The organism is Janthinobacterium sp. GW822-FHT07H11, from assembly GCF_058798615.1.
This window is the reverse complement of the sequence record NZ_CM179507.1, coordinates 5,076,197-5,093,350: the sequence shown is the minus strand read 5'-3', so window position 1 is coordinate 5,093,350 and position 17,154 is coordinate 5,076,197. Positions and strand designations below refer to the sequence as shown.

17 protein-coding genes are annotated in these 17,154 nt (G+C 61.5%); 14 read left to right on the top strand and 3 right to left on the bottom strand.

Annotated features, from left to right (window positions below; genetic code table 11):
* Positions 1 to 53: 53 nt before the first annotated feature.
* The 5 genes from folC to AC3RCJ_RS22400 are packed head-to-tail and all read left to right on the top strand — an operon-like array spanning position 54 to position 5,729.
* A complete protein-coding gene (gene folC / locus AC3RCJ_RS22420; RefSeq protein ID WP_492964263.1) occupies positions 54 to 1,352 on the top strand; it encodes a bifunctional tetrahydrofolate synthase/dihydrofolate synthase in 1,299 nt (432 codons plus the stop codon).
* Positions 1,353 to 1,376: 24 nt separating this feature from the next.
* Positions 1,377 to 2,372: an SPOR domain-containing protein gene (locus AC3RCJ_RS22415; RefSeq protein ID WP_492964262.1), complete on the top strand. Its 996-nt coding sequence runs from the start codon at positions 1,377 to 1,379 to the stop codon at positions 2,370 to 2,372.
* Between the two features lie 20 nt (positions 2,373 to 2,392).
* Positions 2,393 to 2,881 carry a CvpA family protein gene (locus tag AC3RCJ_RS22410; RefSeq protein WP_492964261.1) on the top strand — a complete coding sequence of 163 codons (489 nt, stop codon included), beginning with the start codon at positions 2,393 to 2,395 and terminating at the stop codon, positions 2,879 to 2,881.
* A 39-nt stretch (positions 2,882 to 2,920) separates the two neighbouring features.
* Positions 2,921 to 4,444, top strand: coding sequence for an amidophosphoribosyltransferase (gene purF, locus AC3RCJ_RS22405; protein WP_492964260.1), 1,524 nt, complete (start codon positions 2,921 to 2,923; stop codon positions 4,442 to 4,444).
* Positions 4,445 to 4,487: 43 nt separating this feature from the next.
* Positions 4,488 to 5,729 (top strand): cystathionine gamma-synthase family protein, encoded by a 1,242-nt coding sequence (locus AC3RCJ_RS22400; RefSeq protein WP_492964259.1) that lies wholly within the window; start codon positions 4,488 to 4,490, stop codon positions 5,727 to 5,729.
* A gap of 65 nt (positions 5,730 to 5,794) precedes the next feature.
* Here the strand turns inward: AC3RCJ_RS22400 and lexA are convergent, their stop codons facing one another.
* Positions 5,795 to 6,430 (bottom strand): transcriptional repressor LexA, encoded by a 636-nt coding sequence (lexA, locus tag AC3RCJ_RS22395; protein WP_492964274.1) that lies wholly within the window; start codon positions 6,428 to 6,430, stop codon positions 5,795 to 5,797.
* Between the two features lie 275 nt (positions 6,431 to 6,705).
* Between lexA and rpsF the strand changes: the two genes are divergently transcribed.
* The 7 genes from rpsF to AC3RCJ_RS22360 all read left to right on the top strand — a co-directional run bounded on the left by rpsF (position 6,706) and on the right by AC3RCJ_RS22360 (position 11,519).
* Positions 6,706 to 7,095, top strand: a complete 390-nt coding sequence (gene rpsF, locus AC3RCJ_RS22390; RefSeq protein WP_034750499.1) for a 30S ribosomal protein S6 — start codon at positions 6,706 to 6,708, stop codon at positions 7,093 to 7,095.
* Between the two features lie 20 nt (positions 7,096 to 7,115).
* The gene (gene priB, locus AC3RCJ_RS22385; protein WP_086144118.1) at positions 7,116 to 7,415 is read left to right on the top strand and encodes a primosomal replication protein N; all 300 of its coding nucleotides are present in this window, start codon (positions 7,116 to 7,118) and stop codon (positions 7,413 to 7,415) included.
* Between the two features lie 25 nt (positions 7,416 to 7,440).
* Positions 7,441 to 7,731: a 30S ribosomal protein S18 gene (gene rpsR / locus AC3RCJ_RS22380; RefSeq protein WP_010400024.1), complete on the top strand. Its 291-nt coding sequence runs from the start codon at positions 7,441 to 7,443 to the stop codon at positions 7,729 to 7,731.
* 27 nt (positions 7,732 to 7,758) lie between these two features.
* Positions 7,759 to 8,214 carry a 50S ribosomal protein L9 gene (gene rplI / locus AC3RCJ_RS22375; RefSeq protein ID WP_492964258.1) on the top strand — a complete coding sequence of 152 codons (456 nt, stop codon included), beginning with the start codon at positions 7,759 to 7,761 and terminating at the stop codon, positions 8,212 to 8,214.
* Positions 8,215 to 8,359: 145 nt separating this feature from the next.
* Positions 8,360 to 9,745 carry a replicative DNA helicase gene (locus tag AC3RCJ_RS22370; protein WP_071322553.1) on the top strand — a complete coding sequence of 462 codons (1,386 nt, stop codon included), beginning with the start codon at positions 8,360 to 8,362 and terminating at the stop codon, positions 9,743 to 9,745.
* Positions 9,746 to 9,839: 94 nt separating this feature from the next.
* Positions 9,840 to 10,466, top strand: coding sequence for a DUF47 domain-containing protein (locus tag AC3RCJ_RS22365; protein ID WP_010400015.1), 627 nt, complete (start codon positions 9,840 to 9,842; stop codon positions 10,464 to 10,466).
* A 39-nt stretch (positions 10,467 to 10,505) separates the two neighbouring features.
* Positions 10,506 to 11,519: an inorganic phosphate transporter gene (locus AC3RCJ_RS22360; RefSeq protein WP_492964273.1), complete on the top strand. Its 1,014-nt coding sequence runs from the start codon at positions 10,506 to 10,508 to the stop codon at positions 11,517 to 11,519.
* 248 nt (positions 11,520 to 11,767) lie between these two features.
* Here AC3RCJ_RS22360 and AC3RCJ_RS22355 read toward each other — a convergent pair whose 3' ends face one another.
* Together AC3RCJ_RS22355 and AC3RCJ_RS22350 are read right to left on the bottom strand one after the other, a co-directional pair.
* The gene (locus AC3RCJ_RS22355; RefSeq protein WP_492964257.1) at positions 11,768 to 11,938 is read right to left on the bottom strand and encodes a hypothetical protein; all 171 of its coding nucleotides are present in this window, start codon (positions 11,936 to 11,938) and stop codon (positions 11,768 to 11,770) included.
* A gap of 242 nt (positions 11,939 to 12,180) precedes the next feature.
* Entirely contained in the window at positions 12,181 to 13,065 is an 885-nt protein-coding gene (locus AC3RCJ_RS22350; protein WP_492964256.1) for an MBL fold metallo-hydrolase, read from the bottom strand.
* Positions 13,066 to 13,244: 179 nt separating this feature from the next.
* On the opposite strand from AC3RCJ_RS22350, the gene AC3RCJ_RS22345 reads away from it, so the two are divergent.
* Complete coding sequence (locus tag AC3RCJ_RS22345; protein ID WP_492964255.1) at positions 13,245 to 14,888, top strand: HD domain-containing phosphohydrolase; 1,644 nt, start codon at positions 13,245 to 13,247, stop codon at positions 14,886 to 14,888.
* 17 nt (positions 14,889 to 14,905) lie between these two features.
* On the top strand, positions 14,906 to 17,137 hold the full coding sequence (locus AC3RCJ_RS22340) for a CHASE2 domain-containing protein (protein ID WP_492964254.1): 2,232 nt from the start codon (positions 14,906 to 14,908) through the stop codon (positions 17,135 to 17,137).
* Positions 17,138 to 17,154: the final 17 nt, after the last annotated feature.

Here is a 17,154-nt window from a genome sequence, read left to right as displayed (position 1 = left end):
CCTCGTTATATCTCTTCTGCGCCTTGCGCATCGCATCCTTCAAGAAGTCTCCCATGCAAAACCTCCCTACGTCATTGCCGGACTGGCTCGCCCTGCTGGAAACCCGCCATTCGGAAACCCAGATCAACATGGGCCTGGATCGCGTGCAAGCCGTCAAGGCGCGCATGCAGCTCGCTTTTAGTTGCCCCGTGATCATGGTGGCGGGCACGAATGGCAAGGGTTCCACCTGCGCCATGCTGGAATCCGTACTGTTGCGTGCCGGCTACAAAGTGGGCTTGTACATCAAGCCGCATTTCCTCGATTTTAACGAGCGCGCGCGCGTGCTGGGCGAGATGGCCAGCGACGAGCAGCTCGTCGCCAGCTTCCAGGCCGTCGAAGCCGTGCGCGGCGATACGCCGCTCACGTATTTCGAATTCACCACGCTGGCCATCTTGCATCTGCTGTCGCAAGCCAAGCTGGACGTGGCCATCCTGGAAGTGGGCCTGGGCGGGCGCCTCGATGCCGTCAACGTGATCGACGCCGACGTGGCCATCGTCACCAGCGTCGACATCGACCACACGGATTACCTGGGCGACACGCGCGAAGCGATCGGCTTTGAAAAGGCCGGCATCTTCCGCCCGGGCAAGGCCGCCATCTGCAGCGACCCCGTGCCGCCGCAGTCGCTGATCGACCATGCCGAGGCCATCGGCGCCGACCTGTGGCTGATGGGCCGCGATTTCAACTATTCGGGCGACAAGCAGCAGTGGAACTACGGCGGGCGCGAACAGCGCCGCAATTCGCTCGCGTATCCGAGCTTGCGCGGCGCCAACCAGATCCTGAATGCGACGGCCGTGCTGGCTGCGCTGGAAGTGCTGAAATTGACACTGCCCGTGGGCGCGCAGGAAGTGCGCACGGGCCTGGTGACGGTGGAATTGCCTGGCCGCTTCCAGGTCTTGCCTGGCCGCCCCAGCGTGATCCTTGATGTAGCGCATAATCCCCACGCAGCCTCGGCCCTGAACCAGAACCTGGGCAATATGGGCTTCCACCCATACACCTACGCCGTGTTCGGTTCCATGCAGGACAAGGATATCGATGGCGTGCTGGCCGCCATGAGCGAACACGTCGATCACTGGTGCCTGGCGGGCCTGCCTTCGCCGCGCGCGGCCACGGCTTCCGAACTGGCTGCCAAGGTGCAGATCATGCTGGAAGGCAAGCCTGACAGCAGCGAGCATACTGTGTCTATTTTTGATGATCCGGCACAAGCTTTTGCAAATGCAATGAGCCGGGCCGGTGAGAATGATAGAATTGTGGTCTTTGGTTCTTTCCTCACCGTTGCCGGTGTGATGAAGGCCCGAAAATCCTCACTTCACTGAAACGCATTCGATTGAAAATCACGCATGGGCTTGTTCTCGAAACTGTTTAAAAACAAGCAAGAATCCTCTGGCGAAGACAGCGGCTTTTATGTTCCTGGCGAAGCGCAGTCGCCGACCCGCAAGCGCGCCGCCAATACCTCCGGTGGTGGTGGTTCGCGCCGGGGCGGCAAGGAAACGCCGGACCCGGTCTTGCCGGAAAAGAAACGCGCGCGCCGCCGCCTGGTCGGCGCCATCGCCCTGGCCTTGGGCGTGGCCGTCGGCCTGCCGATGCTGCTCGATTCCGAACCGAAGGCGCCCGTCCATGACATCGCCATCGACATCCCGTCGAAAGACAAGGTTGCCGCCGCGCCAGCCCCCGCTCCCGTGCAGCCCGTGCCGGCGTCCGCGCCGGTGGCCTCGAGCAGTGGCCTGGACCAGAGCGAGGAATTCGTCGATACGCCATTGCCGCCGAAAGCCAAGCCGGCGCCGGTGCTGGCAGCTGCCGAACCCGCGCCAGCCAAGCCGCAATACGTGGAGCCGAAACCGGAGCCGAAACCGGAGCCGAAACCGGAACCCAAGCCCGAACCCAAGCCGGTCAAGGTGGAAGCGAAGCCCGAGCCCAAGCATGAAGCCAAGCCGGAACCTAAGCACGAGAGCAAGCCTGAACCCCGGCACGAGGTGAAGCCCGAAGCCAAGCCCGAGGCGAAACCGGCCAAGCCGGCGCAATCGGCCGACGATGCCGCGCGCGCGCTGGCCATCCTGGAAGGCAAGCCCGTCGACAAAACGCAGGACAAGCCGCACGACAGCGGCAGCGGCAAGTTCGTGGTGCAGGTGGCGGCCCTGGCGACGCAGGACAAGGTCGATGAATTGCAGGACAAGCTGCGCGAGGCGGGCATCAAGTCGTACACGCAGAAAGTCTCCAGCCCGGCGGGCGAGCGCATCCGCGTGCGGGTGGGGCCGTTCAGCAGCCGTGAAGACGCGGAAAAGACGCGCGCGAAGTTGCAAAAGCTGGGCCTGGGCGGCAGCCTGGTGCCGGCGTGACCTTGCAGGGTTGAGCGGGCGTGACGATCTTCGATTACCTGGTGCTGTTCGTGCTGGCGACATCCGTGCTGATCAGCATGATGCGCGGCCTGGTCAAGGAAATGCTGTCCCTGGTCAGCTGGGTGGTGGCCTTTGTCATTGCCAACGCCTATGGCGCCACCCTGGCGAAATTCCTGCCTGAAGCGGTGCCCGGCGAAGCCATCCGCTTGCTGCTGGCCTTCGTGCTGCTGTTCATCGGTGTGCGCATCCTGATGGGCTTGCTTGGCATGACGGTCGACGCGCTGGTCAAGGTGACGGGCATGAGCCTGGCCGACCGCACCCTGGGCAGCCTGTTCGGTCTGGCGCGGGGGCTTGTGATCGTGCTGACCGCCGTCATCTTGTGTGGCATGACATCCATACCGCAGCAGCCATTCTGGAAAAACGCGCTGCTCAGCCCGTTCGCGGAGCAGGGCGCGCGCGCCATCAAGCCTTATCTGCCTGCCGCTTACGCGCAGCATGTGAAATTTTGAATTTTTTTTAAAATCAGTAGCACAGTTTAGGAGCACACCATGTGTGGCATCGTCGGCGTCGTTTCCCATCAACCTGTCAATCAATTGCTCTATGATGCATTGTTGCTTTTGCAACATCGCGGCCAGGATGCGGCAGGGATTGCGACCAATCACAGCAGTATGTTTTCCATGCACAAGGCCAACGGCCTCGTGCGTGACGTCTTCCGTACGCGCAACATGCGTTCGCTGCAAGGCAACTCGGGCATCGGTCATTGCCGCTATCCGACGGCCGGTTCGTCGAGCGAAGAGGAAGCGCAGCCGTTTTATGTGAATGCGCCGTTCGGCATCACCCTGGCGCACAATGGCAACCTGACCAACTGGGAACAGTTGAAGCAGGAAATGTTCAAGAACGACCGCCGCCACATCAATACCGATTCCGACTCGGAAGTGCTGCTCAACGTGCTGGCGCATGAAATCCAGGAAGCGACGACGGGCCTGAACCTGGACCCGGACGCCATCTTCAAGGCCGTCACCGTGCTGAACCGCCGCGTCAAGGGCGGCTACGCTGCCGTGGCGCAAATCGCCGGCGTGGGCTTGCTGGCCTTCCGTGACCCGCACGGCATCCGTCCGCTGTGCCTGGGCATCAATGAAACGGAGCAGGGCGCCGAATACCTGATCGCCTCCGAATCCGTGGCGCTGGAAGGCATGGGCTTCCGTTTCGTGCGCGACATCGGTCCCGGCGAAGCCGTCTTCATCGATGCTGACAAGCAATTGCACAGCCGCCAGTGCGCCGACAACGCCAGCCTGAACCCGTGCGTGTTCGAATTCGTCTACCTGGCCCGTCCCGACTCCGTCATCGACGGCGCCTCCGTGTACGCCACGCGCCTGAAAATGGGCGAATACCTGGCGGAAAAGATCCGCACGGAGTTGCCTGGCGTACATATCGACGTGGTCATGCCGATTCCCGACTCGTCGCGTCCGGCCGCCATCCAGCTGGCCATGGCGCTGAACATCGAGTACCGCGAAGGCTTCATCAAGAACCGCTACATCGGCCGCACCTTCATCATGCCGGGCCAGGCGGCGCGCAAGAAATCCGTGCGCCAGAAGCTCAACGCGATTCCATCCGAATTCAAGGATAAAGTGGTGTTGCTGGTCGACGACTCCATCGTGCGCGGCACCACCAGCCGTGAAATCGTGCAGATGGCGCGCGAAGCGGGCGCGACAAAGGTCATCTTCGCCTCGGCCGCGCCACCGGTGATCTACCCGAACGTGTACGGCATCGACATGCCGACGCGCGACGAACTGATCGCCTATGGCCGCACGACGGAAGAAGTGTGCCGCGAAATCACGGCCGACTACCTGGTGTACCAGGATATCGGCGCGCTCAAGCAGGCGATCGCCGACGTCAACCCGGCCCTGACGAACTTCGAGGCCTCGTGCTTCGACGGCGTCTACGTGACGGGCGACGTGTCGCAGGAATACCTGGACCGCCTGGAATACGCGCGCCACCATCCGAAGGCGGCAGCGCCCGAAGATACGCCGCGTTCCCAGCTGAACCTGAACCTGGCAACGACAGAAGCGTAATTATCTTGCCCGGCTAGCGCCGGGCTTTTTTTGCTCCGCGATCATGAACGATAAAAAAAACTACGGCTTTACCACCACCATCCTGCATAACGACCGTCGCAAGGGCATCGAGCACGGCTCGCTGCACAAGCCCGTGCACACCTCCGTCGCGTTTGGTTATGCCGATGCGCGCCAGCTCGCTTCCGTCTTCCAGGGCAAGGAGCCCGGTTTCCGCTATGGCCGCCAGGGCAACCCGACGGTGTCCGCGCTGGAAGACAAGGTCAACAAGATGGAAGACGGCGTGGCCACCCTGTGTTTCGCCACCGGCATGGGCGCCATCGGCGCCGTGGTGCAATCGCTGTTGCGCGCGGGCGACCATGTCGTGTCGTCGGCCTTTCTGTTTGGTAACACCAACAGCCTGTGGCAAACGGTGACGGGGCAAGGTATCGCCGTATCGTTCGTCGACGCCACCGATGTGGCCAACGTGGCGGCCGCCATCACGCCGGCCACGCGGATTGTATTCGTGGAAACTATTGCCAATCCGCGCACGCAGATCGCCGACCTGCAAAAAATCGGTGACTTGTGCCGCGAGAAAGGCATTTTGTATATCGTCGACAACACCATGACGACGCCCTACCTGTTCCGCCCGAAAGCCGTGGGCGCGGGCCTGGTGGTCAACGCCCTGACGAAATCCATCGGCGGCCACGGCAATGCGCTGGGCGGCAGCTTGACGGACACGGGCGTGTTCGACTGGACGCAGTATCCGAATATTTTCGAGAACTACAAGAAGGCGGCGCCGGCGCAGTGGGGCATCGCGCAAATCCGCGCCAAGGCCTTGCGCGACTTCGGCGCCTCGCTGGGTCCGGAAGCGGCGCACCATATCGCCGTCGGCGCGGAAACCATGGCCTTGCGCATGGACCGTACCTGCTCGAACGCGCTGGCGCTGGCCACCATGCTGGCCGCCGACCCGCGCGTGGCGGCAGTGCATTACCCGGGTTTGGCCTCGCACCCGCAGCACGCCTTGGCGACGGATTTGTTCCGCAGCTATGGTTCGCTGTTGAGCTTTGAATTGAAGGACGGCATCGACTGCTTCGATTTCCTCAATCGTCTCCATCTGGCTATTCCGGCCAGCAACCTCGGTGACACGCGCACCCTGGTCATTCCCGTCGCCCACACGATTTTCTATGAGATGGGCGCCGAGCGCCGCGCCAGCATGGGTATCGCCGAGTCGCTGATCCGCGTTTCCGTCGGTATCGAGGATGAGGTGGATTTGCTCGAGGATTTCCGCCAGGCACTCGATGTATAAGTCGCCGGACAAATGAAAAGGGCCGCAACAGTCATGCTGTTGCGGCCCTTTTTGTGTGCAGCGGTTTAATGCCAGCTGCGCATCAAGCCCACGGCCAGGCCTTCCAGGGCGAATTCATCTTCCGGCGACACGGTGATGACCTTGAAGTCCGGGTTTTCCGGCAGCAGTTCGATCACGGAACCCGTCTTCTTGTAGCGCTTGACGGTGACTTCGTCGCCGATGCGGGCCACGACGATCTGGCCGTTCTTGGCGCTGTCGACCTTCTTGACGGCCAATAGATCGCCATCCATGATGCCGGCGTCGCGCATGGACCAGCCGCGCACTTTCAGCAGGAAGTCGGGCTTGGCCGAAAACAGGGCCGGATCGACGTTGTAGCTCGCTTCCAGGTTTTCCTGCGCCAGGATGGGCGAGCCGGCCGCCACCCGGCCGATCAGCGGCAGCGACATCAGCAGGGCCGCCGGCACCTTCGATGGCGCTGTTTCAGCGGCAACGCCGATCAGGCGGATGCCGCGCGAAGTGCCCGGCGAAATCTCGATGGCGCCCTTGCGGGCCAGGGCCTGCAGATGTTCTTCGGCCGCATTGGCCGATTTGAAACCCAATTCGTTGGCGATCTCGGCACGGGTAGGGGGAAAACCCGTGTTTTCAATCGCGTCCTTGATCAGGTTCAGGATTTGTTCTTGTCGTGCTGTCAGCTTGATCATGAGCGGTGGGTGCATACTAAAATGCTGTCTATATGAACAGTCTGTATTTTTGTACAGTATCGCCGACTATGCAAGCGGATTTCGGGCTTTTTGCGTGATTTTGCAAGAAATAGTCGCGCCGGGCTGAAATGCGGGGGTGTGGCGACGTGCTGGTGGCCGTTGCGGAAGGAATGATTGAATACTTCGCCAATAGCGGTTATAATCTTCGGCTGACCTTCCCACACCCGTCTTGACGCCGGGGTGGGCGATTATCAATCCGACCTGAAGGAGTTTGCATGCGTCATTATGAAATAGTCTTTATCGTCCATCCGGACCAAAGCGAGCAAGTGCCCGCGATGATCGAACGCTACAAAGCCAGCGTAACCACCCGCGGCGGTTCGGTTCACCGCGTGGAAGATTGGGGCCGCCGTCAAATGGCTTACTCGATCCAAAAGCTGCCTAAAGCACACTACATCTGCCTGAACATCGAATGCGACAACGAGACCCTGGTCGAGTTGGAAACAGCATTCAAATTCAATGATGCCGTGTTGCGTCACCTGACCGTTAAAATGAAGAAAGCTGAAACAGCTCCTTCGCCGATGATGAAATCGGTACAACGCGAAGACGCGGCCAAAAGCCACCGCACCGAAGCACCAGCAGCCGCTCCAGCCGCAGCAGCAGCTTAATTCTTGACCAGGATCGTGCGCTGAACCAGCTACAAGTTACCGCCATCATTGCCGAGCGCGAAATATTGCGCTATACCCCGGCAGGGCTGCCGATTGTGAATGCAGTATTGCAACACAGTTCGCAGCAGATGGAAGCAGGAATTGCCCGTTTGACCGAGTTTGATGTTGCCGCGCTAGCCGCTGGCGAAATCTCAGGCCGGTTCAGTCAGGCAAGCTTGGGCGGGGTATATCAGTTCACGGGTTTCCTGGCCAGGAAGAGCCGCAACAGCAAGAGTTTGGTGTTTCACATCATTGATTTTAGTGCAGTCATTCCCGACTAGCGCATTTTAGATACAGGAGCCTGACATGGCATTCGGTAAAAAGTTCGACAAAAATAAGCTCAAGCTTAAAGAAAAACGCAAACAGCAAAATCCGTTGTTCAAACGCAAGAAGTTCTGCCGCTTCACCGCAGCTCACGTTGAGCAAGTCGACTACAAAGACGTCGACACGCTGAAAGACTTCGTCCAAGAAAACGGCAAGATCATGCCAGCACGCCTGACCGGTACCAAAGCGCACTACCAGCGCCAAGTCGACACCGCAATCAAGCGCGCTCGCTTCCTCGCGCTGCTGCCATACACCGATCTGCACCACGCTTAATCGGTCAGATATTCCTGGAGAAGAACTATGCAAATCATTCTGTTAGAAAAAGTTGTTAACGTCGGTAACCTCGGCGAAGTCGTCAAAGTCAAAGACGGTTACGCACGTAACTTCCTGATCCCACAACGCCTGGCACGTCGTGCCACGGCTTCGGCCGTTGCTGAATTCGAAGTCAAGCGCGCCGAACTGGAAAAAGCTGCTGCCGCCAAACTGGCTGCATCGCAAGCCCAGGGCGAAAAACTGAGCGGCCTGACCGTTCAAGTTGCTCAAAAAGCTGGCGTCGATGGCCGTCTGTTCGGTTCCGTCACCAACTTCGACATCGCTGAAGCGCTGACCAAGCAAGGTTTTGCTGTTGAAAAAGCACAAATCCGCATGCCTACCGGCCCGCTGAAGATCGTTGGCGAGCACAACGTTTCGGTTGCTCTGCACACCGACGTGGTCGTGGAAGTTGTCATCGCTGTCGTTCCAGACGCGAACGCGTAATCGTCTGCGGGCCTGGCCCGCATGCGCTACCGTACTGTCAAGTACTATGAAAAGCCGGGTTCGCCCGGCTTTTTTGTCGTCTTTTTTTCGCTGATTTTTCGCCCTTTTTTTTTGCCCGCACGCCGAAGCGGGTATAATTCGCGCCATGAACGCCCCCTCTGATCCGCAACTGGATTCCCTCCGTATTCCGCCGCATTCGATCGAAGCAGAACAATCCGTCATTGGTGGTCTGCTGCGCGACAATGCCGCATATGACCGCATCGCCGACTTCATGCACGCGGAGGATTTCTATCGCTATGACCATCGCATCATCTTCGAGCAAATCGTCAAGATGGTTAACGCTTCCAAGCCAGCCGATGTCATTACTGTTTTTGAAACCCTGACCCAGCTCGGCAAGGCCGAGGATGTGGGCGGACTCGCTTACCTGAACGCCATGGCGCAAAACACGCCATCGGCCGCCAACATCCGCCGTTATGCCGAGATCGTGCGCGACCGCGGCGTGCTGCGCAAACTCATCACGGTGGCCGACGATATCTCCGGCACGGCGTTCAGCCCGCAAGGCAAGGAAGTCAAGCAGATGCTTGACGAGGCCGAGTCGAAGATTTTCGCCATCGCCGAAGAGGGCGCGCGCGGCGCCCAGGGCTGGACCGCCATCCAGCCCCTGCTGACGCAGGTGGTCGAGCGCATCGACGAACTGTACAGCCGCGACAACCAGAGTGAAATCACGGGCGTGCCCACCGGTTTCATCGACCTCGACCGCATGACCTCGGGCCTGCAGCCGGGCGACCTGGTGATCGTGGCGGGCCGCCCATCGATGGGCAAGACGGCGTTTTCCGTCAACATCGGCGAAAACGTGGCCATCGACAGCGGCTTGCCCGTGGCCGTGTTCTCGATGGAGATGGGCGGCGCCCAGCTGGCCATGCGTATGCTCGGTTCCGTGGGGCAGCTGGACCAGCACCGCCTGCGCACGGGCCGCCTGAACGACGAAGACTGGCCGCGCCTGACGAACGCGATCCAGAAGATGAACGACGCGCAGCTGTACATCGATGAAACGCCGGCGCTCAATTCCATCGAGCTGCGCGCCCGCTCGCGCCGCTTGTCGCGCCAATGCGGCAAGCTGGGCCTGATCATCGTCGATTACTTGCAGCTGATGTCGGCCAATACGCCGGGCGACAACCGCGCCACCGAGATTTCCGAGATTTCGCGCGGCTTGAAAGGGCTGGCGAAAGAACTTGGCTGCCCCGTGATCGCGCTGTCGCAGCTGAACCGCTCGCTGGAGCAACGCCCGAACAAGCGGCCCGTGATGTCCGACTTGCGCGAATCGGGCGCTATCGAGCAGGATGCCGACGTGATCCTGTTCATTTACCGCGACGAGGTGTATAACCCCGACTCGCCCGACAAGGGGACGGCCGAAATCATCATCGGCAAACAGCGTAACGGTCCAATCGGCAGCATCCGCCTCACCTTCATGGGGCAGTACACCAAATTTGGCAATTACAGTGGTGGCCTGGCGCTCTACCAAGGCGACTAAGACTCAGCAGCACTGGCAATTCCATTGGCCGCCCCCTCATACGGGGCGGCTTTCTGTAGTAAATAACACGACTCAATGCTTAACGGAGAATGACATGTTTGGACGCTTGATGCCCACTGAGGGCAAGTTTTTTGAATTGTTTAACCAGCACGCGGAACTGTGCGTCAAGGGCGCGAAAGAGATGCTCGGCCTGATGACCAATTTCGACGACCTGGAAAACCGCGTGCATGCGATCGAAAGCATCGAGAAACAGGCGGACAAAGTCACCTACGCCACCGTGGAAATGCTGCACAAGACCTTCATCACGCCGATCGACCGCGACGACATCCATCAGCTGATCACGCGCCAGGACGACATCCTCGACCTGCTGGAAGATGCGGCGCAAACCGTCTCGCTGTACGACCTGAAAGCCGTCACGCCGGAAGCCAAGCGCCTGGCCGAACTGGTGCTGGCCTGTACCGAAAAAGTGCGCGACGCCGTCGCCATGCTGCACAACATGGATAACTCGCGCAAGATCGTCGCCATCTGCGAAGAGATCGACCGCCTGGAATCGGACGCCGACCACGTGATGCGCGCCGCCATGTCCAAGCTGTTCCGCGACGAGCCGGACGTGCGCAACCTGATCAAGCTGAAAGCGATCTACGAAATTCTGGAAACCGTGACCGACCGTTGCGAAGATGTGTCCAATATTATCGAAGGCATCATCGTCGAAAACGCGTAAGCGTTGGGCCTGTCCTGAACCAGAATCAGAAAAGAAACTATAATGACCATACAAATCAGCATCTACGTGCTAGGCCTGTTGATCGTCCTGGCGCTGCTGTTTGACTTCATGAACGGCTTCCACGATGCCGCCAACGCGATCGCCACGGTGGTCTCGACGGGCGTATTGAAACCGCAGACCGCGGTTGCCATGGCCGCCACGTTCAACTTTGTCGCCATCTTCGTCTTCCACCAGCTGACCGTGGCCGCCACGGTGGGCAAGGGCACCATCGACCCCGCGGTGATCGACCAGTACGTGATCTTCGGCGCGCTGATGGGCGCCATCTTCTGGAATTTGTTTACCTGGTACTACGGCATTCCCTCGTCGTCCTCGCACGCGCTGATCGGCGGCCTGGTGGGCGCCGCCGTCGCCAAGTCGGGCACGGGCGCGCTGGTCGCGGCCGGCCTGTGGAAAACCGTGGCCTTCATCGTCATCGCACCGGTGCTGGGCTTCGTGTTCGGCTCGATCATGATGCTGCTCGTGTCGTGGATTTTTGTCCGTTCGACGCCGCGCAAGGTCGACAAGTGGTTCCGCCGTTTGCAACTGGCATCGGCGGCCGCCTACAGCCTGGGCCACGGCGGCAACGATGCGCAAAAGACCATCGGCATCATCTGGATGCTGCTGATCGCCGCCGGCTACTCGAACGCGGCCGACGCCATGCCGCCGCTGTGGGTCATCATCTCGTGCTACACGGCGATCAGCTTCGGTACGCTGTTCGGCGGCTGGCGCATCGTCAAGACCATGGGCCAGAAAATCACCAAGCTCAAACCGGTGGGCGGCTTCTGCGCCGAAACGGGCGGCGCCATCACGCTGTTCGTCTCGACGGCGCTGGGCATTCCCGTGTCGACCACGCACACCATCACGGGCGCCATCGTCGGCGTCGGCTCGGCACAAAAGATGTCGGCCGTGCGCTGGGGCGTGGCGGGCAATATCGTCTGGGCCTGGATCTTCACGATTCCGGCTTCGGCCTTCGTCGCCGCGATCGCCTGGTGGATTGGCCACCACATCATGTGATGAAGTACCGTCGCGATTGAAAAGGGAGCCGTCCAGGCTCCCTTTTTTTTATCTGTCGATGTGGGCTGCTCTGGCGCGCCGGCGCGCATAGCCGATGCACGGCAGTACCAACAGCACCTGGCACACGACAGGGGCGGCGCCCATCACGGCAAACGCCGCGAGCAAGGCCAGCAATCGTCAGCAGGTGTTTCATGCAGTGGCAGCGCCAAATGAAACAGGCGCCGCGGCGCCTGTCTGGTGGTCGAGAATTACTGGCCGCGCGGACCCTTGTCGCCACCATGGTGCGGTTTCAGGCCGTCATTCTGGCGGATCGCGCCCTTGTTCTGCTCTGCCTGCTGGCGGCTCTTGTTCGCTTCATGCTGGGCTTGCTGGTCTTCGCGCTGCTGCTGTTCGCGCGCTTTTTCGCTTTGCTGGGTCATGGCAGTGTCCTTGAATAAACAAGCAGTCATCATGCTGCGCTTGCGCCGGATTCACCGTTCGCTACCCAACATATACAGGCCTTAGAGCCTGTCCCAGTAGATGAATACATCCCCTGCTGGCGCCCCTCAGAAGCGGGGACTGCGTTGATCGTCGTCGCGTGGCTCGCCACGCGTCCTCCTCACGCCTTGTCCGCACTCCTGATGAACTGCCAGCAGAAGACGCTCCCTACTGGGATAGGCTCTTAGCCCAGCTCGACGGTCATGCCCTCGGCCGCCAGGAACACCTGCAAGGCCCCCAGCCGCCCGGCAAAGCGCGCCATCACGTCGGCAAAAGCCGCTTCCAATTGATCGTCGCTGCGGCCCGGTTCATGGTGGGTGCAATACAGCCGTTTGGCGCCGCAGCGCAGGGCCAGTTCCAACGCGCCGTCGAAGGTGCCGTGGCCCCAGCCGCGCTTGGCCTCGTATTCGTCGCGCGTGTACGAGCAGTCCATGATCAGGGCGTCGACGCCGGCAATGGTCTGGTCGATGGCGGCCTGGCGCTGCGCGATCATGGCCTGGCAGGCCGAATATGCGGGCGAGCCGCTGGCATGCGGATTGTTGAACGGTTCATGGTCGCCGCTGAAAAACAGCGAGGCGCCGCCGGACTCGATGCGGTAGCCGAGGTTGATCACCGGGTGGTTCATTTCGGCATTCGTCACCACTGCGTCGGCCACTTCCGCGCGCTCGCCGACGGCCAGGGTGTGGTAGCCGATCTCGGCCGCCATGGCCGCTTCGCTGACGGGAAAATAATTGTTCTGCAACTGCGTGGCCATCACGTGTTCGATGCCATTGCCGGCCGCGTCCGCCGCGCCATACAGGCGCACGCGACTGCCGTGGATGAACAGCGGGGCGAACATGGGCAGGCCGTGGATATGGTCCCAGTGGCTGTGGGTGATCAGGATGTGGGCCGTGGCGGGTCCTGGCGGCAGTGCGCTGGCCAGGGCAAAGATACCGCTGCCGCCATCGAGTACCAGCAGGGCGTCGCTGGCCGTGCGTACTTCGATGCAGGTCGTGTTGCCGCCGTAGCGCACCGTGTGCGGGCCGGGCGAGGGGATCGAACCGCGCACGCCCCTGAAGGTGAATTTCATCGCTGCCTTGTTATAGTGTAACGATTGTTGATTCTATTCTAATTGTCGGGCAAGAAACGGCATTTTTAATGGTTGTTGTGTTTCGGAAATCTTTTTTCAGTTGTTGCCTTTTTGTAATGTACAGCCGGCAGCTGGCAACGGTACACTTGCGGTTGTTGCCACTTCCCCAGTCCTCCATCATGCTGCAGCCGCACCCCGAGCAAATCGCCCAGCGGCTCGACCAGCTGACTGAACTGAGCGTCGAACTGGGCCGTGGCGCGGCGGCAGGCATGCTGCACGGCGGCGATATCACGCCCCTGCTCGAACGCATCGTGCTGGTCGCCAAGGACATGACGGGCGCCGACGGCGGCACCTTGTACCGTCCCAGCGCCGATGGGCACAGCCTGGAATTTCATATCAGTATCAACGACAGCCTGGGGCTGCGCCAGGGCGCCAGCGCCGGCGTGGCGGTCGGCGTGCCGGGCGTGGCGCTGTGGCTGGAAGACGGCGCGCCCAACCTGGCATCGGTGGCGGCGTATGCCGCGCATCGCCGCGTGTCGGTCAATATCGACGATGTGTACCAGTCGGGCGAATTCAATTTCTCGGGCATGCGCGCCTTTGACGGCCATTATGGCTACCGTTCCACGTCCTTCCTGACGGTGCCGATGAGCGATCATGAAGGTGAACTGATCGGCGTGCTGCAATTGATCAATGCCCAGGATCGCGCGACCGGCGCGGTGCAGGCGTTTTCCGCCACCGACCAGCGCTTTATCGAGGCGCTGGCGGCGCAGGCTGCGGTGGCGCTGACCAATCAATTGCTGCTGCGCCAACTGGAACAGTTGCTGGAGTCGTTGGTCACCCTGATCAATATCGGCATCGATGAAAAGTCGCCGTACACGGGCCGCCATTGCCAGTTCGTGCCGCAACTGACGATGATGCTGGCCGACGCCGTGCATGCGGTCGATACAGGGCCGATGGCCGCTTTCCAGCTGAGCGAGAACGAACGCAAGCAGCTGTGGCTGGCTGGCCTCTTGCACGATTGCGGCAAGATCACCACCCCGGTGCACGTGGTCGACAAGGCCACCAAGCTGGAAACCATCCATGACCGCATCCACCTGGTCGACACGCGCTTCGAAGTACTGCTGCGCGACGTGGAAATTGCCGCATTAAAAGAACAACTGGCGGCTCCCGAACGCCAGCAGGAGATCGCGCAAGCATTGCAGCAGCAGCAAGTTGTGCTGCGCGAAGAGCGCGACTTTTTACGCCATGCCAATATCGGCGGCGAAGGCATGTCGCCGGCCGACCAGGAACGGGTGCGCGCGATCGCGGCGCGGCGCTGGACCGGCCCCGACGGTGTCGAGCGCGATTTTCTTGACGTCAATGAGCTGGAGAATCTGACGATCCGTTTCGGCACCCTGACCGATGCCGAGCGCAAGATCATCAACAACCATATTTCGGTGTCGATCCGCATGCTCGAAGCATTGCCGTGGCCCAAGCATTTGCAAAAGGTGCCGGAATACGCGGGTGGCCATCACGAGCGCATGGATGGCAAGGGCTATCCGCGCGGGCTGACGCGCGAGCAGATGTCGGTGCCGGCGCGGCTGATGGCGATCGCCGATATTTTCGAGGCGCTGACGGCGCGCGACCGTCCTTATAAAAAGGGCAAGTCGCTGTCCGAGTCGCTGCGCATCCTGGGCCACTTCAGCCTGAACGGCCATATCGATCCCGACCTGTTCGATGTCTTTATTCGCAGCAAGGTGTACCTGACGTTTGCCCGGCAGCACATGCATCCCGAACAGATCGACGCCATCGACGAGGCGGCCATTCCCGGTTACGTGCCCTGATGCGCTGGCTTGCGGTAATGAAAAAGCATGGCGCGCGGCTGCTGCTGGGCGCGCTGTTGACGCTGCTGGCCGCCTGCGCCAGCATCGGTCTCTTCGGCGTCGATACCCTGGGCCGGCTCGACGCCATGCTGGGCGACATGCGCATGCGCGCCGAAGCGCCGCAGCTCGACAAGCGCATCGTGATCGTCGATATCGATGAAAAAAGCCTGAACCAGATCGGCCGCTATCCCTGGGGCCGCGACGTGCAGGCGCGGCTGGTGACGCAATTGACGGGCCACTATGGCGTGGCGGCGGTCGGCTTCGATATCTCGTTTCCCGAACCTGACAGCAGTTCCGGCTATGGCGTGCTGGCCGAACTGGCCAAGGGCGAACTGGCCGGCGTGCCGGGCTTGAGCGACCAGCTGGAGCGCCTGAAACCGCGGATGGATTACGACGCCCTGTTTGCCGAGGCGATGCGCGGCCAGCCGGTGGTGCTGGGCTATAGCGTGTCGGACCGGCAAAAGAAAGGCATGCTGCCCAAGCCGGCGTTCACCGTGCTTGATCTGAACGGGCGTACGGTGACGGCGTTTACGTCGCCCGGCTATGCAGCCAACCTGGCGCAGCTGCAACAGGCGGCGCAAGGGGCCGGCATCTTCACGGCCCTGACCGACAGCGACGGCGTGCTGCGCTCATCGACCCTGCTTGCGCGCATCGGCGACGCGTATTACCCGTCGCTGTCGCTGGCCACGGCCAGCGTGTACCTGAAGGCGCGCGCGATCGCGCCCGTGTTCGGCCAGACCGCCGACAAGTTGTCCGAGGCCGAGCGCGAGCACGGCGGCCTGGACCGCATCGCCGTATTTACGCCGCGCGGACGCCTCGATATCCCGGTGGGCGAAGCCTTGACCACCACCATCGAGTTTCGTGGCAAGGGCGGCCCGGACGGTGGCGCCTTCCGCTATGTGTCGGCGGCCGACGTGCTGATGGGGGCGGTGCCGACGGACGTGCTGCACGGCGCCATCGTGCTGGTGGGTACCACTGCCGCCGGCCTGAACGATATTCGCGCCACGCCCGTCAATGCCGAGTTTCCCGGTGTGGAAGTGCACGCCAACCTGATCAAATCCATCCTTGACGGCCATTTCAAGTCGCGACCCGACTATGCGCTGGCGATCGAGTTCGGCCAGGTGGTGCTGGTGGGCTTGCTGCTCGGCGGCGCACTGGCGCTGGCCGCGCCGGCGGCGGCCGTGTTGCTGGCCGGCGCGGCGCTGGCCGGCGCGCTGGGCCTGAACTGGTGCTTGTATCACTACTTCGACGTGGCGCTCGATGTTGCCGTGTTGCTGCTGTTGATTGCGGCGCTGTTCGTCGCCAATCTGGCCTGGGGCTATTTTTTTGAAGTGCGCAAGGGCAGGGCGCTGGTGTCGCGCTTCGGCCAGTACGTGGCGCCGGAACTGGTGGCGCAGATGGCCGACAATCCCGACCGCTACAGCATGCATGGCGAAAGCCGCGAGCTGACGGTGCTGTTTGCCGACGTGCGCGGCTTTACGGCCATTTCGGAACAGATGACGCCGCAGCAGTTGCGCGAATATATCAACCAGTACCTGACGGCCATGTCGGAAGACATCCGCGACAGCCACGGCGGCACGCTGGACAAATATATCGGCGACGCCGTGATGGCGTTCTGGGGGGCGCCGGTGGCGTTTCCCGACCATGCGGGCCGGGCCGTGGCCAGCGCCCTGCTGATGCAGCGCAGCGCAGGTCGATTGAACCAGCAATTCCAGGCGCGCGGCTGGCCGGCGCTGCAGATCGGCATTGGCCTCAACAGCGGCTTGATGCACGTGGGCGACATGGGCTCGCGCATCCGCCGCGCCTACACCGTGATGGGCGACGCCGTCAACCTGGGCGCGCGCCTGGAAGGCATGACCAAGGTGTATGGCGTGGGCATCGCCGTGAGCGAATTCACGCGTGCGCAGGCGCCGCAATTCGCCTACCGCGAACTGGACCGCGTGCGGGTCAAGGGCAAGACCGAACCGGTGGCCATTTTCGAGCCGCGCTGCTTGCTTGCCGAAGCCGATGCCGGCGAACTGGCGCTGCTGGCGCGTTGGTCGCGCGTGCTGGAACTGTTGCGTGTGCGCGACTGGGATGGCGCAGAGGCAATCTTATCGGAACTGCCAGACGATGGACTGCGCCAGCTGTACGCCGGGCGCCTGCGCCAGTATCGCGAAACGCCGCCTGGCGAAGACTGGGATGGTGTGACCAACTTCCAGACCAAGTAAGCATCGCCAGCAGAGAA